The organism is Corynebacterium sp. HMSC076G08, assembly GCF_001811515.1.
GTDB classification, from domain to species: Bacteria; Actinomycetota; Actinomycetes; order Mycobacteriales; family Mycobacteriaceae; genus Corynebacterium; species Corynebacterium hiratae.
Genome location: NZ_KV805083.1, coordinates 53674 through 79863 on the forward strand (window position 1 = coordinate 53674; position 26190 = coordinate 79863).

Annotated in this window: 26 protein-coding genes and 1 tRNA gene; 7 read left to right on the forward strand and 20 right to left on the reverse strand. The window is 60.7% G+C overall.

The annotated features are described in order from the left end of the window. Window positions 1–26: 26 nt before the first annotated feature. Genes pafA through HMPREF2806_RS11655 form a run of 6 tightly spaced genes read right to left on the reverse strand, consistent with a single transcriptional unit; the run spans window position 27 to window position 6983 of the window. On the reverse strand, window positions 27–1409 hold the full coding sequence (gene pafA / locus HMPREF2806_RS11630; RefSeq protein WP_049157703.1) for a Pup--protein ligase: 1383 nt from the start codon (window positions 1407–1409) through the stop codon (window positions 27–29). Between the two features lie 47 nt (window positions 1410–1456). Next, window positions 1457–1648 (reverse strand): ubiquitin-like protein Pup, encoded by a 192-nt coding sequence (locus HMPREF2806_RS11635; protein ID WP_010186632.1) that lies wholly within the window; start codon window positions 1646–1648, stop codon window positions 1457–1459. A gap of 36 nt (window positions 1649–1684) precedes the next feature. Next, complete coding sequence (gene dop, locus HMPREF2806_RS11640; RefSeq protein ID WP_070517793.1) at window positions 1685–3229, reverse strand: depupylase/deamidase Dop; 1545 nt, start codon at window positions 3227–3229, stop codon at window positions 1685–1687. A gap of 2 nt (window positions 3230–3231) precedes the next feature. Continuing rightward, window positions 3232–4800, reverse strand: coding sequence for a proteasome ATPase (gene arc / locus HMPREF2806_RS11645; protein ID WP_049157700.1), 1569 nt, complete (start codon window positions 4798–4800; stop codon window positions 3232–3234). A gap of 46 nt (window positions 4801–4846) precedes the next feature. Then, window positions 4847–5683 (reverse strand): tRNA (adenine-N1)-methyltransferase, encoded by an 837-nt coding sequence (locus tag HMPREF2806_RS11650; protein ID WP_049157698.1) that lies wholly within the window; start codon window positions 5681–5683, stop codon window positions 4847–4849. Window positions 5684–5720: 37 nt separating this feature from the next. Next, window positions 5721–6983 carry a M18 family aminopeptidase gene (locus HMPREF2806_RS11655; protein ID WP_049157697.1) on the reverse strand — a complete coding sequence of 421 codons (1263 nt, stop codon included), beginning with the start codon at window positions 6981–6983 and terminating at the stop codon, window positions 5721–5723. Window positions 6984–7058: 75 nt separating this feature from the next. On the opposite strand from HMPREF2806_RS11655, the gene HMPREF2806_RS11660 reads away from it, so the two are divergent. Then, window positions 7059–7862, forward strand: a complete 804-nt coding sequence (locus tag HMPREF2806_RS11660) for a RecB family exonuclease (RefSeq protein ID WP_049157696.1) — start codon at window positions 7059–7061, stop codon at window positions 7860–7862. A gap of 27 nt (window positions 7863–7889) precedes the next feature. On the opposite strand, the gene HMPREF2806_RS11665 is transcribed toward HMPREF2806_RS11660, so the two are convergent. The 9 genes from HMPREF2806_RS11665 to HMPREF2806_RS11705 form a co-directional block, all read right to left on the reverse strand. Next, complete coding sequence (locus tag HMPREF2806_RS11665) at window positions 7890–9557, reverse strand: formate--tetrahydrofolate ligase (RefSeq protein ID WP_049157693.1); 1668 nt, start codon at window positions 9555–9557, stop codon at window positions 7890–7892. 62 nt (window positions 9558–9619) lie between these two features. Then, window positions 9620–10927, reverse strand: coding sequence for an anaerobic C4-dicarboxylate transporter (locus tag HMPREF2806_RS11670; protein WP_049157692.1), 1308 nt, complete (start codon window positions 10925–10927; stop codon window positions 9620–9622). A gap of 304 nt (window positions 10928–11231) precedes the next feature. Then, on the reverse strand, window positions 11232–12764 hold the full coding sequence (aspA, locus tag HMPREF2806_RS11675) for an aspartate ammonia-lyase (protein ID WP_046649146.1): 1533 nt from the start codon (window positions 12762–12764) through the stop codon (window positions 11232–11234). Window positions 12765–12855: 91 nt separating this feature from the next. Further along, complete coding sequence (gene hisG / locus HMPREF2806_RS11680; protein ID WP_046649145.1) at window positions 12856–13701, reverse strand: ATP phosphoribosyltransferase; 846 nt, start codon at window positions 13699–13701, stop codon at window positions 12856–12858. A 73-nt stretch (window positions 13702–13774) separates the two neighbouring features. After that, on the reverse strand, window positions 13775–14038 hold the full coding sequence (locus HMPREF2806_RS11685; RefSeq protein WP_046649144.1) for a phosphoribosyl-ATP diphosphatase: 264 nt from the start codon (window positions 14036–14038) through the stop codon (window positions 13775–13777). A gap of 104 nt (window positions 14039–14142) precedes the next feature. Continuing rightward, entirely contained in the window at window positions 14143–14868 is a 726-nt protein-coding gene (locus tag HMPREF2806_RS11690; RefSeq protein WP_049157690.1) for an HAD family hydrolase, read from the reverse strand. Then, window positions 14869–15252 carry a hypothetical protein gene (locus tag HMPREF2806_RS11695; protein WP_049157689.1) on the reverse strand — a complete coding sequence of 128 codons (384 nt, stop codon included), beginning with the start codon at window positions 15250–15252 and terminating at the stop codon, window positions 14869–14871. A 24-nt stretch (window positions 15253–15276) separates the two neighbouring features. After that, the gene (gene mshC, locus HMPREF2806_RS11700) at window positions 15277–16521 is read right to left on the reverse strand and encodes a cysteine--1-D-myo-inosityl 2-amino-2-deoxy-alpha-D-glucopyranoside ligase (RefSeq protein WP_070517794.1); all 1245 of its coding nucleotides are present in this window, start codon (window positions 16519–16521) and stop codon (window positions 15277–15279) included. 47 nt (window positions 16522–16568) lie between these two features. Continuing rightward, window positions 16569–17393, reverse strand: a complete 825-nt coding sequence (locus tag HMPREF2806_RS11705) for an undecaprenyl-diphosphate phosphatase (RefSeq protein ID WP_232745459.1) — start codon at window positions 17391–17393, stop codon at window positions 16569–16571. A 102-nt stretch (window positions 17394–17495) separates the two neighbouring features. On the opposite strand from HMPREF2806_RS11705, the gene HMPREF2806_RS11710 reads away from it, so the two are divergent. Both HMPREF2806_RS11710 and HMPREF2806_RS11715 read left to right on the forward strand, forming a co-directional pair. Further along, window positions 17496–18527 (forward strand): hypothetical protein, encoded by a 1032-nt coding sequence (locus HMPREF2806_RS11710; protein ID WP_070517795.1) that lies wholly within the window; start codon window positions 17496–17498, stop codon window positions 18525–18527. A 50-nt stretch (window positions 18528–18577) separates the two neighbouring features. Beyond that, entirely contained in the window at window positions 18578–19690 is a 1113-nt protein-coding gene (locus HMPREF2806_RS11715) for a quinone-dependent dihydroorotate dehydrogenase (RefSeq protein ID WP_046649138.1), read from the forward strand. 15 nt (window positions 19691–19705) lie between these two features. Here the strand turns inward: HMPREF2806_RS11715 and HMPREF2806_RS11720 are convergent, their stop codons facing one another. Beyond that, entirely contained in the window at window positions 19706–20101 is a 396-nt protein-coding gene (locus tag HMPREF2806_RS11720) for a hypothetical protein (protein ID WP_046649137.1), read from the reverse strand. 23 nt (window positions 20102–20124) lie between these two features. After that, entirely contained in the window at window positions 20125–20688 is a 564-nt protein-coding gene (locus tag HMPREF2806_RS11725) for a YbhB/YbcL family Raf kinase inhibitor-like protein (protein ID WP_046649136.1), read from the reverse strand. 242 nt (window positions 20689–20930) lie between these two features. On the opposite strand from HMPREF2806_RS11725, the gene HMPREF2806_RS11730 reads away from it, so the two are divergent. Then, window positions 20931–21016, forward strand: a tRNA-Leu gene (locus HMPREF2806_RS11730). 118 nt (window positions 21017–21134) lie between these two features. Here the strand turns inward: HMPREF2806_RS11730 and HMPREF2806_RS11735 are convergent. Further along, the gene (locus tag HMPREF2806_RS11735; protein ID WP_046649180.1) at window positions 21135–21776 is read right to left on the reverse strand and encodes a DedA family protein; all 642 of its coding nucleotides are present in this window, start codon (window positions 21774–21776) and stop codon (window positions 21135–21137) included. Window positions 21777–22072: 296 nt separating this feature from the next. Here HMPREF2806_RS11735 and HMPREF2806_RS11740 point away from each other — a divergent pair, with 296 nt between their 5' ends. Both HMPREF2806_RS11740 and HMPREF2806_RS11745 read left to right on the forward strand, forming a co-directional pair. Then, window positions 22073–22813, forward strand: coding sequence for a TVP38/TMEM64 family protein (locus HMPREF2806_RS11740; RefSeq protein ID WP_046649135.1), 741 nt, complete (start codon window positions 22073–22075; stop codon window positions 22811–22813). Window positions 22814–22850: 37 nt separating this feature from the next. Then, on the forward strand, window positions 22851–23423 hold the full coding sequence (locus HMPREF2806_RS11745) for a hypothetical protein (RefSeq protein ID WP_046649134.1): 573 nt from the start codon (window positions 22851–22853) through the stop codon (window positions 23421–23423). Here the strand turns inward: HMPREF2806_RS11745 and HMPREF2806_RS11750 are convergent. Continuing rightward, window positions 23420–24268: a DUF3097 domain-containing protein gene (locus HMPREF2806_RS11750; protein WP_046649133.1), complete on the reverse strand. Its 849-nt coding sequence runs from the start codon at window positions 24266–24268 to the stop codon at window positions 23420–23422. The two genes, HMPREF2806_RS11745 and HMPREF2806_RS11750, sit on opposite strands and share 4 nt — an antisense overlap. 33 nt (window positions 24269–24301) lie before the next feature. Between HMPREF2806_RS11750 and HMPREF2806_RS11755 the strand changes: the two genes are divergently transcribed. Next, on the forward strand, window positions 24302–25069 hold the full coding sequence (locus HMPREF2806_RS11755; RefSeq protein WP_049157678.1) for a hypothetical protein: 768 nt from the start codon (window positions 24302–24304) through the stop codon (window positions 25067–25069). Here HMPREF2806_RS11755 and HMPREF2806_RS11760 read toward each other — a convergent pair. Beyond that, complete coding sequence (locus HMPREF2806_RS11760; RefSeq protein ID WP_046649131.1) at window positions 25066–26184, reverse strand: ferrochelatase; 1119 nt, start codon at window positions 26182–26184, stop codon at window positions 25066–25068. The genes HMPREF2806_RS11755 and HMPREF2806_RS11760 overlap by 4 nt on opposite strands. Window positions 26185–26190: the final 6 nt, after the last annotated feature.

A 26190-nucleotide genomic window follows, 5' to 3' on the forward strand; every position in this document is an offset into this window, starting at 1 on the left:
CAGGTTCCTTGATCAGCTCTACGGCTCTACGAGCCTGGGTGCGAACGCATGTAGTCTAACAACCCATCTAGGCGCGGGTCCTCGGACACAAAGGGGTCGGAGAACTCCTCGGTCATCGGTTCAGGCCGGTTGACCTTCATCCGCGTCCAATCCACCGTTACCGCGGCATCGAGCTCGCGGGCAACAGCGAGAAACTCCCCGCGCAGCTTGGCACGGGTGGTCTGCGGGGCGGTGTCGACTGCGGCGTTGATTGCAGCATCGTCGATCCAGCGTTTCACCATGCCGCGCTGCTCCAATACGCTGTAGAGGCCGCGACCTGGACGGATGTCATGGTAGGTCAGGTCAATCTGTGCCAGCTTGGGGTGCGACCAATCCCCGCCCAGGCGCTCGCGGTAGCGGTTCAGCAGGCTGCGCTTGATGACCCAATCGATCTCGCGGTCAACGCCGGAGAAATCCTGAGTGTCAATGGCCTGGAGGGTGCGCTTCCACAAGTCCACGACCCGGGCCAACTCAACCGTCGGAGTGCCTGCGTCCTCGCGGTGATCCAGCCAGCGCTCGGCAGCGGTACAGAGCTCCTGCTGCACGGCGAGCGCGGTGGTGCTGCCGCCTCCCTCAAGCGGAAGCTCGGTGCGGCCGGTGGGGTCGAGCGCGATGGCCCTAATGTGTTTAATTGGCTCGAGTACCGAGAATGCCGGCACCTCAAAACCGGCTTCCAGCATCTCCAGCATGAGCAGCGTGGATCCAACTTTGAGGGCCATCGTGGGTTCGGCCATGTTGGAGTCGCCAACGATAACGTGCATGCGGCGGAAACGCTTGGAATCACCATGCGGTTCGTCGCGAGTATTGATGATGGGGCGCGAGCGAGTCGTCGCAGAGGACACACCTTCCCACACCTGGTCGGCACGTTGGGAGAGCACGAAACGCGCGGGTTCCTCTCCCTTGGCAGGTCTAACCATCCCTGCGCCACAGATGAGCTGGCGGGTGATCATGAACGGCAGCAGAGCTTTGCCGAGGTCCTTGAGCACCACGTGGCGGCCGATGAGGTAGTTCTCGTGGCAGCCGTAGGAATTGCCGGCCGAGTCCACATTGTTTTTGAACAAGTAGACAGCGCGCTTCTCCCCCTCCGCCGCCAGTGTTTCCTCCGCCTGCACGGCCATGCGATTGACCACAGCATCGCCGGCGCGCTCATAGGCAATGAGCTGGGTTAAGCTATCGCACTCCGCGGTAGCGATCTCCGGGTGGGAACCCACGTCGAGGTAGAGGCGGGAGGCGTTGGGACTAAAGATATTGGAGGAAGAGTACTTCGACACGATGGGCCGAAAAAGCACGCGGGCGATCTCATCCGGGGACATCACCCGCTGTCCATCGCTTGCGCTCGCTGTAATGCCGTACTCGGTTTCGATGCCCATAATCCGCCGTGCATAAACGGGGGCGCTATCGGAGGGCTGCTCCACCTTTATTCGCCGCCCTTTTGGACGTAGGAGCGCACGAACTCCTCGGCGTTGGACTCCAAAAGGCCGTCAATCTCATCGAGGAGGTCATCGGTACCCGCGCTGTTGATGCTGACTTGTCCGGCGTCGAACTCCGGAGTGTCGCCTCCTTGACCGTTGCCGCCACCGGCGTTGATCTGAGACTGCTGTCCGCTCATTCTTAAGAGCTCCTTTCGCGAGTGGAAAATGCTGCGCTAATACAGTGTAGGGTACTCGATTCGCACCCCGAGCTGGCGCAAACTATTAACGAAGTCGGCGGCGCTGTCCGCAGATTCCAGCAGAGCGCCCACCTCGTCCTGCCCGAGTCTTTTTGTGTCGTCGAGTGCCACGCAGGCAGTACCAGAGTTGGCTCCCTCGGCCTCACCGATGCGGAAGGTCAGCGACTGCCAGGACGCCGCCAAGACATCCTCCCCGAACTTTCGGGTGGCGTGGCCGCGCAGGTAGGCGCGGGTATCCGCGGGCGGCGTTTCCGCTGCAGCAGCAATCTCTTCCTCGCTGACCAAGGTACGCATCTGCCCCTTGCGCACGAGCGCATGGTAGAGGGACTTTGCCGGATCGATGTCGGTGTACTGCAGATCGATCAGCGCCAGCTTCGGATCATCGGCCGCCACGCCGCGGTCCAGGTAGCCCTTAATCAAGCGGTATTTTGCTACCCAATCCAGCAGGTGGGCGGCCTTGAGCGGGTTGTCGGCCAGAAGCTCGACAACCTCGTCCCAGACGGTGAGTACCTTTTCATCCGCTTCGGAGGCGGCGGTAACCCTTTCCCGGTAGATGGCCAAGATGTCGAGGGCGGTGAGGCGGCGGCCGTCGTGAAGCTTAAGCTGATGGGTCAAGGTAAGGTCGCGGCTCACCCGCTGCACCTCCTCCACCGGTTCCATAAGGCGCATGTCACTAAAGTCCACGCCGCTCTCGATGGCATCGAGTACTAGCGAGGTCATGCCTAGCTTGAGCAGCGTCGAGGTGTGGGACATCGTGGCGTCACCGATGATGACGTGCAGGCGGCCGAAGTCCTCGGCCACCGCGTGTGGCTCGTCGCGGGTGTTAATGATGCCGCGGTTGAGGGTGGTTTCTAGGGAGATTTCCTGCTCGATGTAGTCCGCGCGCTGCGAAATCTGGAAACCTGGCTCCTCTCCATCGACGCCCACACCCATGCGGCCGGCACCGGTGACCACTTGGCGGGCAACGAAGAAAGGAATCAGCCCCTGGGCAATATCATCGAAGTCGGTGTTCCGAGAGTACTGGTAATTCTCGTGGCTGCCATAGGAAGCCCCCTTGCCGTCCACATTGTTCTTGTAAAACTTCAGCCGCGGGCAGGGATCGTGTGTGGCCAACACGGACGTGCCCTGCGCGGTCAGCGATGCTACGGCCTCCCCTGCACGGCGCAGGATGAGGTCACCGGCGGCGTCGTAAAGCATCGCATCCCAGGCATTCGTGCACTCCGGTGAGGAGTATTCGGGGTGGGCGTGGTCGACGTAGAAACGCGCGCCATTGGCGGTCACCACGTTGGCCACACCCAGCGCGTTCGGGTCCACCACCGGCACGGTGTGGTAGCGCTTGAGATCGAAGCCGCGGCTATCGCGCAGCGGGTGCTCCTCCCGAAAATCCCAGCGGGAGCGCGCGCCGGTATGCAGGGCGGCATAAGCCACAACAGCATGGGTGGAGGTCACGATCGGTGACAGCGCCGGGTTGGACGGCGTGGAGATTCCATATTCAGTTTCGGTTCCTAGAACACGGCTCATGGCTACACTCCCATCAATTCGACCCCGGTGACATGCGCGCCAGCGGAGGTACCAGCGACGATCTTTGCCCACTCTTCCGGGTTGGCGGAGGTGGGGACGTATTCCGATTCAGCCTGTTCCGCGGCTATAGCCTCGTGAAGGTGCGCTGCGGTTATGCCGTTGGACTTCGCCCCATCGGTGGCAGTGGCTGCGTCCAACGCTTCCTTGATCGCCAGCTTCTTGGCACGGGAGACGATGTTGGCGATCATTGCGCCGGACACGAAGTCCCGGTAGTGCAGCACACGCGGATCCGCGTTAGCGAAGTGGAGTTTGACGAACGGCCGCTCGGCGTAGAGATCGTCGACCGCGGTATCGATGAGCTGGGAAAGGTCACCCTCGTGCGGGACTGATTCCGGAAAGTGGCGCGCAAAGATTTCCCGCGCGCCCTGCTTGGTCGGGCGGTTGACGCGAATCTTGATGTCGAGGCGCCCTGGGCGCATGATGGCGGGGTCGATGAGTTCCTCGCGGTTGGTGGCGCCGATGACGATGACGTTGCTGAGCTTCTCCACACCGTCCAGCTCCGTCAGCAGCTGCGGGACGACGGTGGTCTCCATATCGGAGGACACACCGGAGCCACGCGTGCGGAAGATGGATTCCATCTCATCGAAAAAGATGATGACCGGGCGCTGGCTGCCATCCTCGGTGGGCTCGGAAGCAAGCTCGCGGGCGCGTTCGAAGATGAGGCGGATGCGGCGCTCAGTCTCGCCTACGAATTTATTGAGCAGTTCTGGGCCCTTCACATTGAGGAAGTAGCTGGGGGCACTAGCTCCCAGCGACGCGGACAGCGAATGCGCTACCGCCTTGGCGATGAGCGTCTTTCCGCAGCCTGGCGGGCCGTAGAGCAGCACGCCCTTGGGCGGCTGGAGATCGTACTGGCGGTAGAGCTCCGGGTGCAGGAAAGGCAGCTCGACGGAGTCACGGATGAGGGAGATCTGCTCGTCCAAACCGCCGATGTCTTCGTAGGAGACGTCAGGAACCTCCTCCAGCGTGAGCTGCGCTACCTCAGTCTTGTGCACGCGCTCGGTGGCAACACCAGATTTGGGCTCGACCAAGAGGGTATCGCCGGCGCGCACGGTATCCCGCAACGCTGCGGCGAGGAGAATAACCTGCTCTTCACCAGAGGAATTAATGACCACGGCGCGGTCGGTGCCGAGACGCTCCTGTAGCGTGGCCAACGCGCCCGTATTTACCGGTGCGCAGGCCTCCACGACGACGAAGCCCTCGCCCAAGCGCACCTGCTGCCCTACTTTCAGGGAGCCGGGCTCGAGGTTCGGCGAAATCTTGACCCGCATGGCTCGGCCATTGGTATAAACCTCAGCGTCGCGGCGCGAATCGTGCGCACGCCCGGAATAGCCCAGAAAGACACCGTATGTGGAGGCGGGCTCCGCAAGGGCGTCAACCTCCGCGAGCATCTGCTGAAGCTTCGTGCGAGCATCCTTCAACAGGGCAGCAAGCTTGGCATTGCGTTCAGCGAGCTGCTCTATCTGGCGACGCTGCTGGCCAAGTTCCTGGGAATGAGTGGCATCGTTCATAGATCCCACCCTAGCGCGCAGCAACCCACGATTAGTGTGAAAGGGTTTACTTTCGGGCGCGGCGCTGCGGGCGGGGTGGCGTGACGCCGTCGGCAAGCCGGCGTGTCCAGATCAGAAACGCTGTGTGCGCGTTCATGCGGTGCTCCGGGCGGGTGGCCAAGCCCTCCACCTTCCATTCGCGCACGAGGGACTCCCAGGCCCGCGGCTCCGTAAAGCACTTCAGCTCGCGGATTCCCTCCATCACCTTCATCAGCTGCGGCACGGTGGCGACATAGGTCATGAAAACGCCGCCCGGGATGAGGATATCGCGCACCTTCTCGAGGTGCTCCCAGGGCTCGAGCATGTCCAGGATGACGCGGTCCACCGGGCCACCCAGATCCTCGACGGTGACATCGGCCAAGTCCCCCAGACGCGGGCTCCACCATTCGGGCTGCTTACCGAAGTATTCGGTGACGTTGTCCACGGCGTATTCCAGGTGATCATCGCGCACCTCATAGGAGAAAACGTGGCCTTCCGGCCCCACGGCGCGCAACAGCGTCATCGAGAGAGCGCCGGAACCGGCGCCGGCCTCGAGCACGCGTGCGCCCATGAAGATATCGCCTTCGACCAGAATCTGCGCGGAGTCTTTGGGATAAATCACCGCGGCACCCCGTGGCATCGACAGGACATGGTCCACCATGAGGTGGCGAAACAAGAGGAAGGAGCTGCCCAGAGTCGAATCGATGACGGAGCCTTCATCCATGCCGACGACATCATCGTGGTTGATGATGCCCTTGTGCGAATGGAACTGGCCTCCCTCCTCGAGGACGATGGTGTAGTGACGCCGCTTGGCATCGGTGAGCTGCACGCGGTCGCCGTAGCGGAAGGGGCCAGAATAAGCCATGGCGTGGGTACCTTTCACATAGTTTGGGTGGCTAGGATTAACCCACCAAGTATGCCTCAAGGGCGTTACCAAGCCATAGTTGGTCGCGCTCGCCCACCAGCTCGCGGGCTGAGTGCATCGAGAGCATCGGCACTCCCACGTCGACGGTGGGAATACCCAAGCGGGTGGCGGAAATCGGCCCGATAGTGGAGCCGCAGGGCACGTCGTTATTGCCTACGAAGCGCTGGTAGGGCACCTCGGCGCGGCGGCAGGCAGATTCCCACAGGGCCACGGTGTTGGCGTCGGAAGCGTAGCGCTGGTTGCCGTTGATCTTGGTCACCGGCCCCTGGCCGATGATCGGGTGGTGGGTGGGATCGTGCTTTTCCGCGTAGTTCGGGTGCACGGAGTGGGCGGCATCGGCCGACACACAGCTGGAGCGCGCGAACATTTGGAAGCGCTGCTCCTCATTGGCGCCAAGCGCCCGAGCGGTGCGGGTAAGGATATCCCCCAGAATCGGCCCACCCGCGCCATAGCGCGAAGAGGAGCCAACTTCTTCATGGTCGAAGGCCGCCATGACGAGGATGTCCTTGTGCTCAATCGAGTCGGCGTTGCGGGCAGCGGCGAGAAGGGCACGCAGGGAGGCGTGGACGGAAGAGAGGTTATCCATGCGTCCAGCAGCGATGAGCTTTTCGCCGGCGCCAAAGACTTCACCGCGCTGGGCATCGGCGGTAATGAGGTTGAAGGAAGCGATGTCTTCTGGGGCAACGCCGAGTTGCTTGCCGACGACCCCCATCACCGACGTCTCCGGTGTACCTACGGAGAGCACCGGCTGCATGTGGCGCTGGCGATCCGGCTTGAACTCATCCTTGCGGTAGAGGTGGATAGCCAGCGAAGGCAAGCGCAGCAAAGGCCCGGTATTGACCAAGTGGCGTGTGCCATCGTTCAGAATTACTTGGCCGCCGACGGTGAGCTCACGGTCGAACCAGCTGTGGAGAAGCACACCGCCATAGACTTCCACGGCCGCCTGCTGCCAACCGGCGGAGTCGAAATCTGGGGTGGGCTTGAGAGCAAGACCGGGCGAATCAGTATGGGAGCCGATAATCCGGAAGCCGGAGTCCGGGCTCGCGCCCTCGGGGACAAACCATGCCATGACCGCACCACCCCGGACCATGACGTGGCCGCCCGGTTCGGCTGACCACTCGGCGGACTCATCCTGGCGGCTAAAACCCGCCTCAACGAGTCTGCGCGCTACCTCCTCAGCCGCGTGGTAGGAGGACGGGCTGGCGGCGATGAAATCGAGAAAATCTTGCGTAGTGCTCATGCTTCCAGCTTGCCACGGACTGCCGGGTGATGCCGGAAGGACTGTGTGTGCCTATGCGCTAGGCTGAGAAACATTATGCCGAAACGACTAGCCCTCTCCCCTTCCCGCGCCTCCGATTACAAGCAGTGCCCGCTGCTCTATCGCTTCCGGGCCATCGACAAGCTCCCCGAGCCCAAGACGAAGGCACAGGTCAAGGGAACGCTGGTCCACGCCGTCCTGGAAAAGATGCACCAGCTACCCCGCGAGGAGCGGGAGTACCCGGTGGCGGTGAAGATGATTAAGCCCGAATGGGCAGTGATGATTGAATCCGATCCCGAGCTACGCGAATTAGTCCCAGAACAGGAAGAACTCGACTTCTTCGTCGAAGCACGTGAACTCATCAAGGGCTACTTCCAGATGGAAAACCCGCAAGGTTTCGACGCCCATGAGTGCGAGATGTACGTCGATACCGTCTTGCCGAACGGTGTTCCTGTCCGCGGGTTCATTGACCGCGTAGACGTTGCCCCCACTGGCGAGGTGCGCGTGGTGGACTATAAGACCGGAAAGAAGCCGCTCCCCCGTTATTCCCAGGACGCGCAGTTCCAGATGAAATTCTACGCATTGGTGTACTGGCGGCTGCTTGGCACGATCCCCACGCAGTTGCGGCTGATGTACCTCAAGGTACTGGACTCTATGTTCCTCACGCCGGGACCGGAGGAACTGGAATACTTCGAGCGCGACCTAGGCGAGCTCTGGGCCAAAATCGAAGGCGATGGCAAGGCCGGAGACTTTAGGCCGAAGACTTCAAAGCTGTGCGGTTGGTGCTCGTTCCAAGACCTCTGCCCGGCGTTTGGCGGAACGCCACCCGAGTATCCCGGGTGGCCCGACCAGACCGCGTAGATTGCGCTGCGTAGACCGCACGGCGGCTTAGAACAAGCCGGAGATCGATCCGTCAGCGGCAACGTCGATGTTGTTTGCCGCGGGCTTCTTCGGCAGGCCCGGCATGGTCATGACGTCACCGGTTAGGGCAACGATGAAACCAGCGCCGGTGCGCGGCTGAAGTTCGCGGACGTGGAGGACGTGGCCTTCCGGAGCGCCGAGCTGGCTGGGATCATCGGAGAAGGAGTACTGGGTCTTAGAGATAACGACGGGGAACTTCTCCCAGCCGTTGTCCTTGATGTACTTGAGATCCTTGAGCGCCTTGGAGGAATACTCGACGCGTTCTGCGCGGTAAATTTCCGTGGCGATGGTCTCGATGGATGCCTCGATACCATCGGCGGGATCGTAAAGCTGGTGAGAGGAGCCTTCGGAGAGGCTGTCCAAAAGGCGCTCAGCTAGCGCGGTGGCGCCGGCGCCTCCCTTGGCCCACACCTCTGCTTCCTCGAGCGCGACGTCAAAGTCTGCCGCCCACTGGCGCATGAACTCGCGCTCGGCATCGGTATCGCTGCCGAAGAGGTTGAGGGCCACCACTGGGGTCAGACCAAACTTGCGGAGGTTCTCCACGTGGCGCTCCAGGTTGACCACACCCTTCTTCAACGCTTCCAGGTTTTCCGTAGTCAGTTCCTCACGTGGCTGGCCACCGTTGTACTTCTGGGAACGGATTGTCGCCACGACGACGGCGCCGGCGACATCGAGGTCACCGAAGCGGGACTTGACGTCGAGGAATTTTTCACCGCCGAGATCCGCGCCGAACCCTGCCTCCGTAAGAACGATATCGCCGAAGCGCATCGCGGTTTGGGTAGCGAGGAGCGTGTTGCAGCCGTGAGCGATGTTGGCAAATGGTCCGCCGTGGACGAAGGCCGGGGTTCCGCCGAGAGTTTGCACCAAGTTGGGGTTGAGTGCATCGCGCATCAGTGCCGTCAGCGCGCCTTCTGCCCCCAACTCGCGCGCAGTGACCGGCTTCTGGTCATAGGTGTAGCCCACGGTGATGTCGCCAAGGCGCTTCTTCAGGTCTGCCAAGTCAGTGGCGAGTCCCAGGATGGCCATGATTTCGGATGCCGCGGTAATGGTGAAACCGGTCTCCCCCGGTACACCGTGGGCCGGGCCGCCAAGACCGGTGACGACATTGCGCAGCGCGCGGTCGTTGACGTCGATACAGCGCTGCCAGGTGATGCGACGCGGATCGATGTTGAGAGCGTTGCCTTGGTGGATGTGGTTATCGATGATGGCGGCCAAGGTATTGGTCGCCGCAGAGATGGCGTGGAAGTCACCCGTGAAGTGGAGGTTGATGTCCTCCATGGGAACAACCTGGGAGTAGCCGCCTCCAGCGGCGCCTCCCTTAATGCCCATGACGGGGCCCTGGGAGGGCTCGCGCAGTGCCACGATAGCCTTCTTCCCCAGCTGGGTGAGGGCATCGGTCAAACCGATAAGGACAGTGGATTTGCCCTCACCTGCTGGAGTCGGCGAGACACCAGTAACGAGGACGAGCTTGCCGTTGGCGGGTGTATCCCCAACTTGGGTGATATCTACCTTGGCTTTATTCTGCCCATAAGGGATAAGAGCGGGCGCCGGGATACCGGCGCGGGCAGCAATATCAGTGATGGGTTCGAGCTGGTGGGCTTGAGCGATCTCAACATCAGAAGGTTGCGTAGTCATGCCCACCAGCTTAGCGTGCTAAAGAAGTGTCTTGAGCAAAATCAAATAATTTTTTGATAATGCTAGAGAACGACTGCGCCGATGGCGTAGCACAGGAGGACCGACAAGGCGATGCTCACAGTGCCAGGAATGATGAACGGGTGGTTGAAGACAGCCTTTCCGATGCGGGTCGAGCCAGTGTCATCCATTTCAACGGCCGCCAACAGGGTCGGGTACGTCGGCAGAATGAACAGAGCGGATACCGCGGGGAAGGCAGCGACAGCGGTCAGCGGGTTGACGCCAAGGGCCAGGGCCGCAGGCATGAGAGCCTTGGTGGTGGCTGCCTGGGAGTACAGCAGCGCCGCAGCAAAGAAGAGCACGATGGCCAGCAACCATGGGGCGGATTCGATGACGGACCCGGAAATGGCCTGGATGTCCTCCATGTAGTGGTTAATCAGCGTGGTGCCCAACCAGGCCACACCAAGCACACAGATACAGGCAGACATGCCAGACTTGAACACTGGGGTGTTGAGTACATCGCCAGCGGAGATCTTGGTGATCATGACGATGAGGGTTGCAGCGGTAAGCATCACCGTCATGATGGCTTCGTTACGGGGCAGAGTCGGCTCTTCGATGAGTCCTACCTGGGAGGAGGTCAGGGTGGCCCACAGCATAACGATGACGATGGCAACCAGGAAGATGATCACGGAGGTCTTGGCGCCCTGCACCGGGCTGTAGTTGTGGGAGCCCTGTGGCATCTTTACCAGGCCTTGGGCCTTGCGTTCTTGGTAAACGGGATCATCTTCGAGCTCAGCGCCTGCTCGGTTGGCAATCCAGGCGGCAGGGAAAATGGAGAGGAACGTCGCAGGAATGAGCACGGCGAGGATCTGCAAATAGCCCACGCCCATGGGCTCCAACAGGGAGGCCAGCAAGATTACGGCCGCAGAGATGGGTGAGGCGCAGATGGCCATCTGCGAGGCAACAACCGCGATGGACAACGGGCGTGAGGGGCGGACCTTGCCTTCCTTGGCGACCTCGACGATAACCGGGAGCGTGGAAAAAGCGGTGTGTCCAGTGCCTGCCAGAACGGTCATCAGCCACGTGACGACCGGGGCATAGAACGTGATCTTCTTCGGGTTTTTACGAAGGAATCTCTCTGCCAGGTAGACCAGATAGTCCATGCCGCCGGCGCGCTGCATGGCAGCGATGGCCGCGATAACGGTCATGATGATGCCGATGACATCGAAGGGGATATCTTCGCGGGTGACGGGGACGCCGGTGAGGCCTAAAAGTAGAACGCCCAAGCCGCCGGCCATACCAATGCCGATTGAACCGATTCGGGCACCGAGATAGATCGCCGCAAGGACGATGAGGATGTGCACTACAACCATTGTGTAACTCCAATATGTGCAGTTGAACTGCAGTATGGGTGGTAATTCGCGCGGCGGTCAGAACACGACCATGGCGCGAGAACTGACAGTTTTTATTCTTCCCTATTGGTGTGGCTTTAGCGAGTATTCAGGCCCGATTGTGTCCGTTTCCACAAAAGTGCGCACCGACGGCTCGGTCTCGAGAGAGGGCGTGATACCTGGTGTGGTTGAAAACGGGCACACGCCCGCGCCGCCATCATTGAGGCAGCGCGGGCGTGTGTTGTACAGCATGAGCGATTCGCTCTCGCTAGTGCTGGGCGACGATTTATTCGTCGATGTACAGCTGGCCGCGGAACTCCGGGTGCATGAGGTTTTCCACGGACAGAACCTTGTTGAGGGTTTCCTCGTCGAGCAGGCCCTTCTCCAGAACCAGTTCCTTGACTCCCTTGCCGGTCTTCAGGGACTCCTTGGCAATGAGGTCACCGTTGTGGTGGCCGATGAACGGGTTCAGGTAGGTGACGATACCGATGGAGTTCTCCACATAAGCACGGCAGACGTCAGCGTTGGCGGTGATGCCCACGACGCACTTCTCACGCAGGGTGTCGACGGCGTTGCCCATGATGCGGATGGACTGGAACAGTGCCTCACCGATCACCGGCTCCATGACGTTGAGCTGCAGCTGGCCTGCCTCAGCGGCCATGGTGACGACGTGGTCGTTGCCGAAGATCTTGAAGCAGACCTGGTTGACAACCTCCGGAATAACCGGGTTGACCTTACCCGGCATGATGGAGGAACCAGCCTGACGCGGCGGCAGGTTGATTTCGGCCAGGCCAGCGCGGGGGCCAGACGACAGCAGGCGCAGGTCATTACAGATCTTGGCCAGCTTCATTGCTGCACGCTTGATGGTGGAGTGCAGCAGTACGTAAGCGCCACAGTCAGAGGTTGCCTCAATGAGATCGCGGGCGGTCTTAATCTCCAGACCAGTGACCTCGGACAATGCGGCGGTGACCTGGTGGCGGTAGCCGGCCGGGGTATTCACGCCGGTACCGATAGCGGTTGCGCCGAGGTTGATCTCCAGCAGACGCTTCTGGGCGTCACGCAGGATGGCCTGCTCTTCCGCAAGGTTGTGCGCGAAGGCCTTGAATTCATCACCAAGGGTCATCGGAACGGCATCCTGCAGCTGGGTGCGGCCCATCTTTAGGATGTCAACGAACTCGTTGCCCTTGGCGTGGAATGCTGCCTGCAGGGTATCGATGCGCTCGATGAGGTCTTCCATGGCGTAGTAGATGCCCAAGCGGAAGCCGGTGGGGTATGCGTCATTGGTGGACTGGGACATGTTGACATCATCGTTCGGGTTGATGACGTCGTAGGAACCCTTTTCCTCACCGAGGTACTCGAGTGCCAGGTTGGCTACAACCTCGTTGGTGTTCATGTTGAGGGAGGTACCAGCGCCACCCTGGAAGACATCCAGCGGGAACTGGTCCATGCAGCGGCCCTCTTCCAGGATCTGGTCACAAGCCCAGATGATTGCCTCTGCCTTCTTCTTAGGAAGGACGTGCAGACGGCGGTTAGCCATCGCGGTAGCCTTCTTGACCTGCACCATACCGCGGATGAAATCCGGGATGGTGTTGATGGTCACGTAGGAAATCTGGAAGTTCTCGATAGCGCGCAGCGTATGAACGCCGTAGTACGCATCGCTCGGAACCTCTACGGAGCCGAGAAGATCAGTCTCAGTACGCGTCTTTTTGCTGGACGGGGACTTCGGAGCCTTGTTGGTGGCTTTTTCCTCGACCTGGGACTTCACGTCCTTGGTCTCCTTGGCCTCCGGCTGAGCATCCTTCTTAGTTGTCTTTGCCATCGGGGCTGACTCCTTGCATAAAAATCGAAGAACGATGATGGTCAGCCCCCATCGTAGCTAGGAGCGCGAATAAAATGCTTGGATTCTCCCCCTAAAAGCGGGCAATTCGCAGATCCGAAGCCAAGATTGCCTCGGCGCCAAGCCCTTCCAGCGCGTCCATCACCTGATTAGCCTGCTTGCGGGGCACCATGACGCGCACAGCCACCCACCCTTCGCGTGCCAGTGGTGAGATGGTGGGACCAGTCAAGCCGGGGGTCACAGCTTCGACGTCTGGGAGCTTCTCTTCCGCCACGTTGTAATCGAGCATGACATAGTGGCGGGCGTTGAGGATTCCGCGAATGCGGCTGAGCACAACGTTCTCTTCGGCCGTGACTTCTTCGCCCTCGCGCTTGATCACGACCGCCTCGGAAGAAACGATGGGTTCGCCAAAGGGCTTAAGCCCTTGCTGACGCAGGGTAGTTCCCGTTGAGACAACATCTGCGATCACGTCTGCGACACCGAGGTGAATCGAAATCTCTACCGCTCCGTCGAGGCGAATGACGTCAGCCTCAATTCCATTCGCGCTGAGGTGATTGCGCACAACGTTAGGGTACGAAGTGGCGATGCGCTTGCCCTGGAGCTTCGGAACATCCCACTGCTCCCCCGCTGGTGCTGCGTAGCGGAACGTCGAGGCGCCAAAACCGAGGTCCAAGACTTCGTTGAATTTCGCGCGCGAATCGAGAGCCAAGTCGCGGCCAGTAATCCCGAGATCAAGGACACCCTGCGCGACATAAATGGCGATATCTTTCGGACGCAGGAAGAAGAACTCGACGCCGTTGTCCTCATCCACTACGTTCAACGATTTATTGTGACCACGGCCCTTATATCCTGCTTCCTTGAGGATCTCCAGAGCGGCCTCGGACAGAGAGCCTTTGTTAGGGACGGCGATTTTGATCATGAGTGTGCGGTGCTTTCTACGGTGATTGCGCTGGTTGTTGAAACTGCTGGAAGCCCTCGTACTGGGCGGCCGATTAGAGGTAGGTGTAAATATCCTCGAGCTTCAGGCCACGCTTGTGGGCCATGACTTGGAGCCAGTACAGCAGCTGCGACATCTCCTCGGCGAGCTCTTCATCGGACTGATATTCTGCGGCAATCCACACTTCGCCAGCCTCTTCGATGATTTTCTTGCCCAGGTGGTGGATCCCTTTGTCAAAAGCTTCCACGGTGCCGGAGCCTTCAGGGCGCTCGGCGATTTTCTGGGACAATTCCTCAAACAGGCTCTCAAAATTCTTCACAATGGCTTATTCTTCCACACTGCTGCATAAAATGCTTCCTCCCTAGCCGAAATCCCGACGGAAGGAGTCAACCGCTCCACCGCCCCGCAGCGAATCCGCGGCGGCTAGAGTGCGCGTAGGCGGTTGTACCAGTCGTGCACGTCGGAAGCTGAAGCGCCGTCGAGATGGCGGTGCTGGGTTCCGCGCAACTCAGTGATGACGGTCGCCTCCTCCGGTACTGCAACGTGGTCGCCCTCAGGCAACGCGATAACGGTGCAGCCGGCGTCGACAGCCGCGCGCATGCCGGCTGCAGAATCTTCAAAGACCAGGCAATCCTGCGGTAAGGCGCCTACCCGGCGGGCAGCTTCGGCATACATGTCCGGAGCGGGCTTGCCCCGCGGGACTTCGTCACCGCAAATCGTGTCCACGAAGTAGTGTCGGCCTAAAGACGCGATCGCGGAGTCCGCCACGTAACGTTCGGTATTCGTGGTCACCATCATGGGCACACCCAACTCCTTGAGCTCACCAAGCAGCTCCGGAATACCCGGGAAAATCTCGAGGTGTTCGGCGAAAAGGGACTTGACATAGTCGAACATGAGCCGGCGGTACTTTTCGGTATCTCCCGGCTGAAGCACGACGCCCGCCTTATCGGCGCAGATGGCTAAGGTGTCCTCGAACGTGGCACCTACCGTGGCTAACCGCTCCGTCGGCGTTAGCCGGCGTCCCAGCGTTTCGGAGAGGTGGAAGGTGGCTTGCTCCCAAAGGGGCTCGGAATTAGTAAGGGTGCCATCCATATCCCAGAAGATCGCTGCGGGACGGGTAGCACCTGCAGCCTGCTCGCTATCAGTCAATTAAAAATCCAGTTCCGGTAGCTGTCCCAAGGCATCGTCATCCGCGCCGGTGGCCGCCGAGGCAGAGTGGATAAGCTCCGTGAGCTCCTCCTTTTCCTCCGGCTCCAGCACTGCGTCAGCATTCTTTCGGTTGAAGGCGGCGAGTTTCTCCACGGAGGGGCGCACCGCTGCACTCAACAGCCCACCTTCCGGATCATCGGGCAGCTTATCCAGATCATCGAGGAAGGACTCGAGGATGTTGCGAAGATCCGGGAGCACCGTTGCATCGAACGGTGCCTCCCAGAACTCCTTTTCCTCTTCCTTGAGGTAATCCCCGGTGGCAAAGGACTCGAGGTTGGACATGAACTCATCTACGGTGGGCTGGAATTCGGCGCGAATCGTCATGAGCTAAATCATGCCTGAAGTTGTCTAGAGGCGCACGCCCAGCAGAGAATTAAGTGCAGTGCGCAGCAAGCTGGACGCCTCCTCATCCGGAGCAGCATCCTGCAGTGCCTTATCTGCCCATTGATCGATGACCTCAAGGGCACGTGGCGTATCGAGGTCGTCGGCCAAGGCACGACGTACGTGGTGCACGACCTCCTTGACTTCCCCCACGTTGCCTGCCGTGCGGGAAGCCGCCCGCCAGCGCTCCAGCCGCTCCTGCGCGGTGTTCAGGACCGCATCGGACCAGTCACGGTCGGCTCGATAGTGGCCGGCGAAGACACCGAGACGGATGGCCGAAGGGTCGACGCCCGCCTCGACGAGCTTGTGGACGAACACCAGGTTGCCCAATGACTTCGACATCTTGGTGCCGTCCAAGCCGATCATGCCGGTATGCACATAGGACTGGGCCATCCGCTCCACACCCAACGCTGCTTCCGCATGGGCCGCGGAGAATTCGTGGTGCGGGAACTTCAGATCCGATCCGCCGCCCTGGATATCAAAGCTGGACCCGAGCCGGTTGGTCGCGATGGCGGAACACTCGATGTGCCAGCCCGGACGCCCCGGGCCAAACGGAGATTCCCAGGCGGGTTCGCCCTCGCGGTGGGCGCGCCAAATGAGCGCATCCAAAGGATCCCGCTTGCCGGGACGGTCCGGGTCACCGCCGCGCTCGGCAAAGAAGGTCTCCATCTGCTCGCGGGAATAATTCGACTCGTAGCCGAAGTTCTTCGTGGCCTCGATGGAAGCGTAGATATCCGGGAACTCAGGATCGTCGACAACGTAGGCTGCATCGGCGTCGAGAAGCGCCTGCACCATGACCGTAATCTCGTCGATGGCCTCCATCGCTCCGACGAAGTGCTGAGGCGGAAACACGGAGAGCAGCTCCATGTCCGAGCGGAAAAGATTGATCTGCGAGGTGCCCAGTTCGCGCCAATCCACACCGTCGCGCTCAGCGCGCTCGAAGAGCGGATCATCCACGTCGGTGATGTTCTGGGCGTAATTCACGGTGTAGCCGTTATCCAGCAATTGGCGGTAAATCAGATCAAACGTGAGATAGGTCGCTGCATGGCCCAGGTGAGTGGAATCATAAGGGGTAATGCCACAGACATACATCGTGGCGGTCTCCCCCTTGATGTTGAGCTTCTTTACCTCTTCATCAGCGGAATCATAGAGGTGAAGCGGCGACGGGACGCCAGGGACGGAATCGATGTGCGGGACGGGCCAAGATTGCATGGGCACCATCCTAACGTGTGACCCCACCGCCGCGGGCGCATGGCCGGTTAGGGGGCAAGAACCCCGAGGCCCAGCAACAGCATGACGAGAAGCCCGACAGGAATGCGGTAGGCCGCAAACCATTCGAAGGAGTGGCTGCCCACGAACTTCAGCAGCCACGCAATAGACGCATAGCCGACGACGAACGCGATGAGCGTGCCGACGAGCAGCTGGGCGCCGGTGGCAGACTGCCCCACGGTGGGGCCGAAGGCGTCGCCAAGCGAAAACAGCCCCGAAGCCATGACCGCAGGAATGGCCAAGAGGAAGCTAAAGCGCGTCGCCACCTCGCGATCCAAGCCCAAAAAGAGGCCGCCCGAAATCGTTCCTCCCGAGCGCGAGACACCTGGGATAAGTGCCAAGCACTGGCACAGGCCCATGACGATGGCATCGCGCATCGTCAGTTCCTCGAAGCTGCGTTCCTTCTTCCCTACCCTCTCGGCGATGATGAAAACGAAAGAGAAGAGCACGAGCATGGAGGCGGTAATCCACAGGTTGCGTAGGTTATCCCTAATCAGGTCCTTGCCCAGCACGCCCAGGATGCCAATGGGGATGGAACCGACGATGACCATCCATCCCATGCGGTAATCCTGGCCACGCTGGTCCTTGCGCACGAGACCTATGAACCAGCCTTTGAGGATCTGCCAAATCATTCCCGCGAAGTACACGATCACTGCCAACTCGGTGCCGAGCTGGATAACCGCAGTGAAGGAGGCGCCTGCGTCTTGGCCCCAAAACAGGGTGGACACGATGCGCAGGTGTCCGGAAGAGCTCACGGGCAGGAATTCGGTGAGGCCTTGGACGAGGGAGAGGATGATGACCTGCATCCATGTCATGGCTTCAGTTGTCGCTGTTGTAGTCACCCGCGACAGCCTACTAGCGCGGTCCATGGCTTCCGGTTTCCACCACGCTGACTGCTAGGATGAGGGATCGTGAAAATGCGTCGTGTTCTGCTTTCTTCTGCCCTTCTCACCAGCGCCTGCGCTCTTGCCGCCTGCAATCCCACGGTTGGTGTTGGCGCAGATCCCAATTCCGCGGTCTATGGCAAGGCCGAACCCGCCTCCTCCCCGGCGGCCACCAAGCCGGTGGGCAACGTCGTCCCCTTCGATGCCGTGTCGGATCTCGCCGCAGTCGGTGACGTCCTTGCAGTTCGCACCGATGAGTCACTCGCCGTAGGCACCGCCGATGACTTCTCCGAGGAGAAGGCCACCACAGTATCCGTCGATGCGAAATGTGGCGACCTGACTGCCTCCGACCAGCACTTCCTTCTCGCCTGTGGGGATAAGGTACTGGTCTTTGATCCCCAGAGGCCGGATTCCCCCCAGGAGTTAGCAGTGGATGAGGAGACGCCGGTGACGGTGGCCGCAGAGGCCTCCAGCGGCGAGGTTTTTGTGGGCTCTGGGGAGTCCACGACTATCGGGGTCTACGTGGACGGTGAACGTAGCAGCGATATCACGGTGGAAGCAGGCTCGGATCAGCTCATCTCCGTCCCCAATCCGGATGGCGCCGACGGCATCGTCCGCATCTTCAGGGAGGACTCCACAATTCAGTCGTTGGACTGGGAGAAGGATCGCGCGGGCGGACGCCTTCGCTCGGGCCAGGGCGTGGGACAGATCGCGGGCGGTGAGGGCGCCGTGGTCGTAGCTTCAGACACCGTGGGCAAACGCGTGGCCATTTACACCGCCAGCGACGTCATCCGCCTACACCAGTACGGAAACATCGACGGCACGCCGTGGGGCGTGGCCTGGGACGCAGAGCGTTCCTTGACTTGGGTGACCACCACTGACAACAATCTGTTGCACGCCTTCACCGTCGCTGCGGGTGTTCCGGAGTCCGTCGGCAGCATGGCCACGGTGGCGGACGCTCAGAACGTTGCCGTGCTTGGCGACGGCACCCTCGTCACCGCCTCAGCTAGCGGTGACGGCCTCCAGTTCATCAGCGATCCGCAACTCGACGAGACACCCCGCTAACTTTCACCATCCCGCCCCTTTTGATTTTCACTTCTTTTTAAGGACACCGCATGCAGTACTCAGCCCTTGACCGTGCCCGCCACGCGGCCTACCAGGCCGCGTTGAAGGGAATGTTCAAACTCAGCCCGGAACGTATCCACGGCATCATCAATGGCGGTCTCGCCGCGCTTCAGGTCGCCTCGCCGCTTAACCGTGCGCTGGGCAAGATCGTACCGGTCACTGATCCGGTCCTAGCGCAAGAGGTCTTTGGCGTGCGCTTCCCGCGCCCGCTGGGGCTGGCCGCAGGTTTTGATAAGAATGCGGCGGCTGCCGACGTCTGGTCCCCCATCGGCTTCGGATACGCCGAGCTCGGCACCATCACCCCGAAGGCGCAGCCGGGCAATCCAGCTCCCCGACTTTTCCGGCTCAAGGCTGACAAGGCCATCTTGAACCGCATGGGCTTTAACAACGAGGGCGCGCTGGTGGCTGCCCGCAACCTACGCAAGCGCCGCTCTAACGATGTCGTGGGCATCAACATCGGTAAGAACAAAGTCACTGAAGCTGAGCATGCGGTGGATGACTACCGCCAATGCGCATCAGTGTTAGGGGATCTGGCCGATTATGTCGTGGTCAACGTCTCCTCCCCTAATACCCCGGGCCTGCGCGACCTGCAGGCGGTGGAATCCCTGCGCCCCATTATGGAGGCCGTGGTGGAATCGACGTCCTCGCCGGTCTTGGTGAAGATTGCACCGGACCTCAGCGATGAAGATATTGATGCCGTAGCTGATATGGCCGTAGAGGTTGGACTAGCAGGCATTGTGGCCACAAATACCACCATCTCACGCGAGGGGTTGGTAACCCCGGCTGAGGAGGTCGCGGCGATGGGAGCCGGCGGCGTGTCCGGCCCTCCGGTGGCTGCGCGCTCGCTGGAGGTCCTGCAGCGCCTCCACTCCCGTGTGGGCGATAAGCTGGTTCTGATCTCGGCCGGTGGTATCTCCACCCCGGAGCAGGCGTGGGAGCGTATCACCGCAGGAGCCTCGCTGCTGCAGGGCTACACCGGCCTGATCTACGGCGGCCCGGATTGGATCCGCGACATCCACCGTGGCATTGCTCAGCAGATTCACGCTCACGGCTTGAGCAACATCTCGGAGGCTGTAGGTTCCGGCCTGGAATGGGCGGACTAGACCGCCACGGCGGTCCTAGCGCAAGGTGCGGCGGATAATGACCGCACACAACCCTGCTGCGACGGCGTACAGGAAGACCACGTACTGGCCCATCGTGGTGAGAACCGTGTTGGGAAGCGCCCGGCTGGCGATGATGAGGACGAGCGCCAGGACCAGGGCGATGATCTGCTCGCGGCTGCCCCGCTGATCGCGGCGTTGGGTGCTGAATGCGCCGACGAGAAGCGCCGCACCCACAATGGCCAGGCGGCGCCATGTCCATTCGAAGGTAGCTCCCCAGCCGTCGGTAAATATGGATACGAGCCCGAATAGCGCGAGCACGGCGGCCAGCAGCATGAAGGCGCCGCCCACGCGCAGGGCGGCGGGGATGTCTACTCCGTCGGTGGTGGGGTTGGTCTCCGGATTCTTACTCATTGTGATGAGTGTAATTGGCCCTTTTAGTGGGCTTCGTACCAGCCCCAGGTAACCGCACGGCCAAGCGTGTGGAAGAAGAGGTTGAAACCGAGGACCGTTGGAGTGGCGTCCGGATCAATGTCCAGTTTTTCTACGTCAACGGCGTGTACGGCGAACAAGTAGCGGTGCGGAGCATGCCCGGCTGGCGGCTGGGGTCCGTAGTAGACGCGTTGGCCGCTATCGCCTCGCAGGCTGATGACACCGTCGTGGCCGAGGTCTTCAGCAGAGCCGGCACCAGTAGGTAGCTCGCGGACATCGGCAGGAATGTTGAAAGCCGCCCAGTGCCAGAAACCTGAGCCCGTTGGTGCGTCAGGATCAAAGCAGGTGACGGCGAAGGACTTAGTTCCCTCCGGTACGTCGGACCACGACAGCTGCGGGGACACATTCTCAGGCGCGCGGAAACGCTCCGCGATCTCTGAGCCTTCCTCGATGTCAGAGGACGTCACGGTGAAGCTGGGGACATCTCCCAACGGTGCGTAAGGGTCCGGGCCCGGGAAACGAGAGTCAGTGGCGTAGTTCACGGTGGTATCTGAAGTGTTGCTAGTCATAGATCCCTTTGTACCGGAAAGCTATATTCAGCGCGCCGATTTAGGGTGCAGACGCCATATACAGGGCTTGCGGGTGCACCGTCCGGCACGCGCAAGCGCTAACGAACAACGTACTTTCACCGGTGTGTTTTCAACCCTTAAAAGTAGCGTGAAAACATGGCGTGTAGTGCTGATTTGTGAAGTGGCACCGGTTCGGGATACAGTATTCGAGTGCCCAGCCGAGAGGCTGAACAAACACCCTAGCCCGGGTGGCGGAATGGCAGACGCGCTAGCTTGAGGTGCTAGTGTCCTATTAACGGACGTGGGGGTTCAAGTCCCCCCTCGGGCACAACCGAAACCCCGTGTCTCGCACCATCGGAAAAGATGATGTGAGACACGGGGTTCCTGCTTTCGTTGGTCCGGCCGGCGGCCGCGGGCGCCCCGACTCGGAGGCCCCGCACAATCCCCTATCCCGCTGTAGTAATAGTGGGTTCCCGCTCTTCGACCACCGTGGCTTTCTTCTTCGACGTGACGTAGCTGTGTACTGCCTTGATCGCAATGGGAGCTACTGACAGCGCAATAATGAGCAGCATGATCTTCTCAATCGAGTTGGCGATGCCCGGAATATTGCCCAGAAAGACGCCGACGAGGTTCATAGAAAGCACCCAAGCCACTGCCCCGCTGACATTCCAGCCAATGAACTTCTTATAGCGCATCCCGGCCGTCCCGGCAGCCACCGGGATGAAGGTACGTACGATCGGAACGAACCGTCCCAGCACCAAAGCAAGAGGGCCGTGCTTGCGGAAAAAATTCTCCGCGGTGTTAAGGTACTCCAACTTGAGGAGCCGTGCATCCTGCTGAAACAAGCCGCGCCCGAAGCGGTGGCCAATCCAATAGCCCACTTGATCACCTGCAATAGCAGCCACGATACCCACGGTGATAAGCAGCCACAGTGAGACATGGAGATCGTGGCGCAGAATCGCGGCGGTCACCAGAAGGGAGTCTCCCGGAAGAAACGGAAAGAGCACGCCTGATTCGATGAATACAACGAGCGCAATTCCGCCAATCACCCACGGCCCGAACGCTTCGAGTAAGGTGGCCGCGTCCATATAGGACGTGAGGTTATGAAGAAAGTCCAAGATCCACTCCAAAAAGATCATCGGTGTCAGGACAGACACGAAAAGAAAGCAGTGCGGATGCGCACCGCTCTTCAGTATCCTCCGCGAAGTCCATATCGTATGCACTGGATTGGGGCTTGCCAGCAAGTTGGGGCGAAACTGCCAGCCCCTCCCTAGACGGCGTTGATATCTGCTTTTATTTCCTCCCCGCTAGCGCTGGGCGCGAGTATTCTTCATGCAGCCTGAATGAGGGATCAGCAGCCTTGTAGCGCTAGGCTTGAAGCCCTATGAAAACTGGTTGGGTGCGCAGCGTCGGTGACTTCTTCGTGTCACTGGGACGATCGGCATGGCAGAGCTTTCGTCGCTGGAGCTGGAAGCGGTGGGCAGCAGTAATCGTTGCCGGCGCGGCGTTGATTGTAGGTGCCGTGCTTGTCGACGTCCCCTCGCTCGCCGTGCTGCGCTCGTGGTCGGAGCACCTTGGGCCTTGGTTCGTTGTGGCCTTTACAGGGGCCTATGTTTTCTTTACGCAGTTTCCCATCCCGCGAACTGTATGGACGCTCGCCGCTGGCCTGCTTTTCGGTCCGTGGCTGGGGTTGGCCATCTCTCTCGTGGCGCTGACCATCTCCGCTACCGTTTCCTTGCTCATTGTGCGCAGCTTGCTCGGTGAGTGGATTCGTCCGCACCTCACGCACCCAGCGGTGTACGCAATCAACGCTCGACTCGACCGGCGCGGCTGGCTGGCTGTAGCGTCACTGCGGATGGTGGCGGGAGTTCCTTTTTCCTTACTCAACTATGTCGCCGCGCTGACTCCCATTTCGGTCATGCACTTCTCCGTAGCCACGCTCATCGGCTCTATCCCCACGACCGCCATCGGCGTCTTCTTCGGGGATGCGCTCACCGGCTCCACGAGCCCCTACACCATTGTCGCCTTCCTGTTAGCGGCCGCGCTCGGGGCCGCGGGGCTCATTCTTGACACGCGTTTGCCTCTTGCCCCCGGAACGCGCGGCTCGGTCAAGCGCAAGGGGTAGACTGGGCCTTGTTTCTCTCTGGAAGGAGTCCCGCACTGTGCTAGCAGTCCACGCCCGTTACCGCGGCCGCTCGGTACGCCGAGCTGATTTGGTTCAACGCTCCGCCGCTGCCTTGTCCACCCTGGAAGGCATTGGTGAATTCGAGGTTCTCGGTGTCGAGGATATCTGCGCCGTGGCCTATTCCTCTTCCGCAGTCTGCGATGTTGTGATGGCGCTGCTCGCGGACGGTGATTGGGCCATCGGCATCGGAGTTATCCCCGGCCAAGGGGCCGGTGACGCCGAAACTCGGGCGGTGGCTACCGCCGCGGTCAAAGGCTCCGCTCGTGCGGGGCACGTCTACGCCAAGGTGGATCGTCGCGGGCGGGCACAGCAAGCGCAGGATATTGCGGCGGCCTTCGCCCTTTTAGGCTTTGTCTTGAACAAGCGCACGATGGAGGGCCGCGAGGCCACCTCGCTGGTACGCGGCGGGCTGAACCAAAATGAGGCCGCTGAAGAACTGGGCATATCCAAACAGGCGATGTCCCAACGCCTGCAAGCTGCGGGCTGGGCGGCAGAGACCGCCGGCTGCCAGCTGGCGGTCAACCTCATCGACCGAGCAAATGCGGATTAGAGTAAATCCTCTTTGCTCAGCTCCGGTGTGGTGACGAAGTCCACGAGCCGCTCTACCGCACCGATCAGCGTGGAATCCAGATCCCGGAATGACGTCACGGCGTTGTAGACGCGGCTCCAGCCTTCCTTAGGGTCAGACCATCCAACACGGCGGCAGATGCCAGTCTTCCAGTCCTCTCCAAAGGGCACGTCCGGCCAGGCTCGCAGCCCGAGGCGCTCAGGTTTGACTGCTGCCCAGATATCAATGAAGGGATGCCCGGTAACGAGCACGTGCTCGCCGACCGTCTGCGTCAACCGCGTCTCCTTCGATCCTTCGACAAGGTGATCCGCCAAAACCCCTACGCGGCGTGCAGGGCCCGGCTGAAATTCGGCGAGACGTTCCTCGAGGTTGTCCAGACCTTCGAGGTATTCGACGACCACACCTTCCACGCGCAGGTCGTGGCCCCACACCTTTTCCACGATGGCGGCATCGTGGATGCCCTCGACCCAAATGCGTGATGGCGCGGCTACCTTCGCTTCCACATTTTCCACGCGGCGTGATCCTGAATTGGACTTGCGGGGTGCTTGCTTTTCGACGTAGCGGGTCAGCGTAACCGGCTGTCCCTCCAATAAAAATCCACCTTTGACGAGTTTGAAGACACGTGCGTTTCCGTGCCGATCCTCGAGCCGCACTACTGGGCCCCACACGGTCTTGTCAACGCCTAAGACCGCTCCCACAAAATCATCACCGCGAACCTCGACCACCATGCCTGGTTCTGCGGGTACCTCGGGGTACTCCGTCTTCTTGTTGCGTGCATGTCCGGCAAAAATATCGCCGCCATAGGGGTCCCGGGAATTCAAGCTCATAGCGGTCTACCCTATCGTCTACACTGTCCAGCCATGGATATGCGCGCCGAAGTTTGGTCCCCTCTACAAAACGTTGCCGTGTGGCTTGGAGCGTGGTTGTGGGGCCAGGAATCTACCGATGACTTCCTCGACGCTCTCACTGAGCTTGGCGGCGAGCAAGTAGCCGCTGACGGTAAGCCTTTCGTTAATGTTATGTCACTTCTAAGGCGCGAGTCGGCCGCGATCATCGAGCGCGGTGAACGCGAGCCATTGCTGCGGCTGGTCCTTTCTGGGCCCGGCGAAGCGCCGGCTCTTCCGGCGGGATCCGAGTCCGCTCAAGCTGCGGTCGAAAACCCGGCCGGCGCCATCGTTGTGCGCACCAACGATCCTGATAGGAATTTAGTGCTTATCCCCACCTACATCGCAGGTGTGACGCGGTGGACGGTGATTGAGGAAACGGACCCGTTGCCCTCGCCCGCGTGGCTGAGCCCAGGAGAAGCGGATGCGCTGCTGAGCACTGCAACGAATGAATCGGCCTCTCTCATCGAAGCAACGGGGTATCGCAGCGATGCTCTCCCCAACCCGCGGCTGACCGTAGGTACGCTGAGCGACTTCTACGACACCCCGGGCTTGCCCTCAGCGGTGCCGGGGCGTGCGGCAAAGCTCTTTGCTCGGGCTGACCGGGTTGCTGCCATTATCGAGACGGTGACTGATCGAGTCCAAGACCACAGCCTCGATCCGCAGCTTCTGCGCCTGTGGCGCCACATCCGCCAAGCGCGCATGGCGGGAGTGGCCTACGCGTTAAGCGAATTCGCACGCTAGTGAGGCTTGCGCAGCGACCAAATATCGCAGCAACCATCGGCGCAGGGCTCGCCGTTGACCGTGCACCCCTGCACTGTGACCTCGCCGAGGGACGCGGGCACACTGCCCTGCTCTAGTTCCTCGATCAGATCCACGATCAGCGATGCAAAGCGCTCAGACGGCCCGGCGGTGCGGGTGCGGTAGACACTGACGCCCATCGCATCGGCGGCCTGCTTGAGCTCGGAATCGAGATCCCAGATCACCTCCATGTGATCAGAGATGAATCCGATGGGACAGACGACGACGCCGTCGACGCCTTCCTCTTCGTGGATCCGTGTGGTGTGGTCTACGATGTCTGGTTCCAGCCACGGTGTGGCCGGGTTACCAGAGCGCGATTGCCACACGAGGTCATAGTCCTTAACGCCGGCGGCCTCGGCGACGAGGCGAGAGGCCTCCGCCACCTGGCGGGAGTAAATATGTTTATCCCCTTCGTCACCTCCAACCGCATCGTGTGCCGTGGGCACTGAGTGCGCGGTGAAGAGCATGCGAGTGCTAGCCAGCTTGTCGTCCGGAACCTGCGTGTAGGCCTCCCGGACAGCGGCAGCCATTTCCTCTACAAACTTCGGGTGATCGAAGAACTGGCGCAGCTTGGTGAAGGTTATGTCTGGAAGGTTCTTATCCTCAACGTGCTGACGCAGGGCAACGATGTCTTCGTTGTATTGCCGGCAGGCGCTGTAGCCGCCCCAGGCCGAGGTGGCAAACACGGCGACGCTGCGCACTCCGTCCGCTGCCATCTGGTCAACGGCCTCTGTCCCAAAGGGATGCCAGTTACGGTTGCCAAAATAGACCGGCAGATTATGTCCGCGATCCGAAAGCTCTGCCGAGATATTGTCGATGATCTCTCGATTCAGTGCATTGAGCGGGCTCACGCCGCCGAAATGAAAGTAGTGCTCCCCTACCTCTTCGAGGCGCTCACGGGGAATGCCACGGCCGCGGGTTACATTCTCCAAAAATGGAACAACCTCCTCGTTTCCTTCCGGGCCACCGAAAGAAAGAACGAGGAGGGCGTCAAATGAGGAGGGCACCGAATCGGTGCTGTGGGCGTTGCCCTGGGCAGTACGCAGTGTGTCAGTCATACAGCC

Bases quoted from the DNA above. Each gene is read 5' to 3' on its own strand.
- pafA (WP_049157703.1), bottom strand. From the start codon at position 1,409: ATGGGCATCGAAACCGAGTACGGCATTACAGCGAGCGCAAGCGATGGA.
- aspA (WP_046649146.1), bottom strand. From the start codon at position 12,764: ATGGCAAAGACAACTAAGAAGGATGCTCAGCCGGAGGCCAAGGAGACC.
- HMPREF2806_RS11695 (WP_049157689.1), bottom strand. From the start codon at position 15,252: ATGACGATTCGCGCCGAATTCCAGCCCACCGTAGATGAGTTCATGTCC.
- HMPREF2806_RS11670 (WP_049157692.1), bottom strand. From the start codon at position 10,927: ATGGTTGTAGTGCACATCCTCATCGTCCTTGCGGCGATCTATCTCGGT.
- hisG (WP_046649145.1), bottom strand. From the start codon at position 13,701: ATGATCAAAATCGCCGTCCCTAACAAAGGCTCTCTGTCCGAGGCCGCT.
- HMPREF2806_RS11665 (WP_049157693.1), bottom strand. From the start codon at position 9,557: ATGACTACGCAACCTTCTGATGTTGAGATCGCTCAAGCCCACCAGCTC.
- HMPREF2806_RS11635 (WP_010186632.1), bottom strand. From the start codon at position 1,648: ATGAGCGGACAGCAGTCTCAGATCAACGCCGGTGGCGGCAACGGTCAA.
- HMPREF2806_RS11660 (WP_049157696.1), top strand. From the start codon at position 7,059: ATGCCGAAACGACTAGCCCTCTCCCCTTCCCGCGCCTCCGATTACAAG.
- HMPREF2806_RS11720 (WP_046649137.1), bottom strand. From the start codon at position 20,101: ATGAGTAAGAATCCGGAGACCAACCCCACCACCGACGGAGTAGACATC.
- HMPREF2806_RS11740 (WP_046649135.1), top strand. From the start codon at position 22,073: ATGAAAACTGGTTGGGTGCGCAGCGTCGGTGACTTCTTCGTGTCACTG.
- HMPREF2806_RS11760 (WP_046649131.1), bottom strand. From the start codon at position 26,184: ATGACTGACACACTGCGTACTGCCCAGGGCAACGCCCACAGCACCGAT.
- arc (WP_049157700.1), bottom strand. From the start codon at position 4,800: ATGAACGATGCCACTCATTCCCAGGAACTTGGCCAGCAGCGTCGCCAG.
- HMPREF2806_RS11750 (WP_046649133.1), bottom strand. From the start codon at position 24,268: ATGAGCTTGAATTCCCGGGACCCCTATGGCGGCGATATTTTTGCCGGA.
- HMPREF2806_RS11655 (WP_049157697.1), bottom strand. From the start codon at position 6,983: ATGAGCACTACGCAAGATTTTCTCGATTTCATCGCCGCCAGCCCGTCC.
- HMPREF2806_RS11650 (WP_049157698.1), bottom strand. From the start codon at position 5,683: ATGGCTTATTCTGGCCCCTTCCGCTACGGCGACCGCGTGCAGCTCACC.
- HMPREF2806_RS11715 (WP_046649138.1), top strand. From the start codon at position 18,578: ATGCAGTACTCAGCCCTTGACCGTGCCCGCCACGCGGCCTACCAGGCC.
- mshC (WP_070517794.1), bottom strand. From the start codon at position 16,521: ATGCAATCTTGGCCCGTCCCGCACATCGATTCCGTCCCTGGCGTCCCG.
- HMPREF2806_RS11735 (WP_046649180.1), bottom strand. From the start codon at position 21,776: ATGGACGCGGCCACCTTACTCGAAGCGTTCGGGCCGTGGGTGATTGGC.
- HMPREF2806_RS11710 (WP_070517795.1), top strand. From the start codon at position 17,496: ATGCGTCGTGTTCTGCTTTCTTCTGCCCTTCTCACCAGCGCCTGCGCT.
- HMPREF2806_RS11705 (WP_232745459.1), bottom strand. From the start codon at position 17,393: ATGACATGGATGCAGGTCATCATCCTCTCCCTCGTCCAAGGCCTCACC.
- HMPREF2806_RS11725 (WP_046649136.1), bottom strand. From the start codon at position 20,688: ATGACTAGCAACACTTCAGATACCACCGTGAACTACGCCACTGACTCT.
- dop (WP_070517793.1), bottom strand. From the start codon at position 3,229: ATGAGCCGTGTTCTAGGAACCGAAACTGAATATGGAATCTCCACGCCG.
- HMPREF2806_RS11755 (WP_049157678.1), top strand. From the start codon at position 24,302: ATGGATATGCGCGCCGAAGTTTGGTCCCCTCTACAAAACGTTGCCGTG.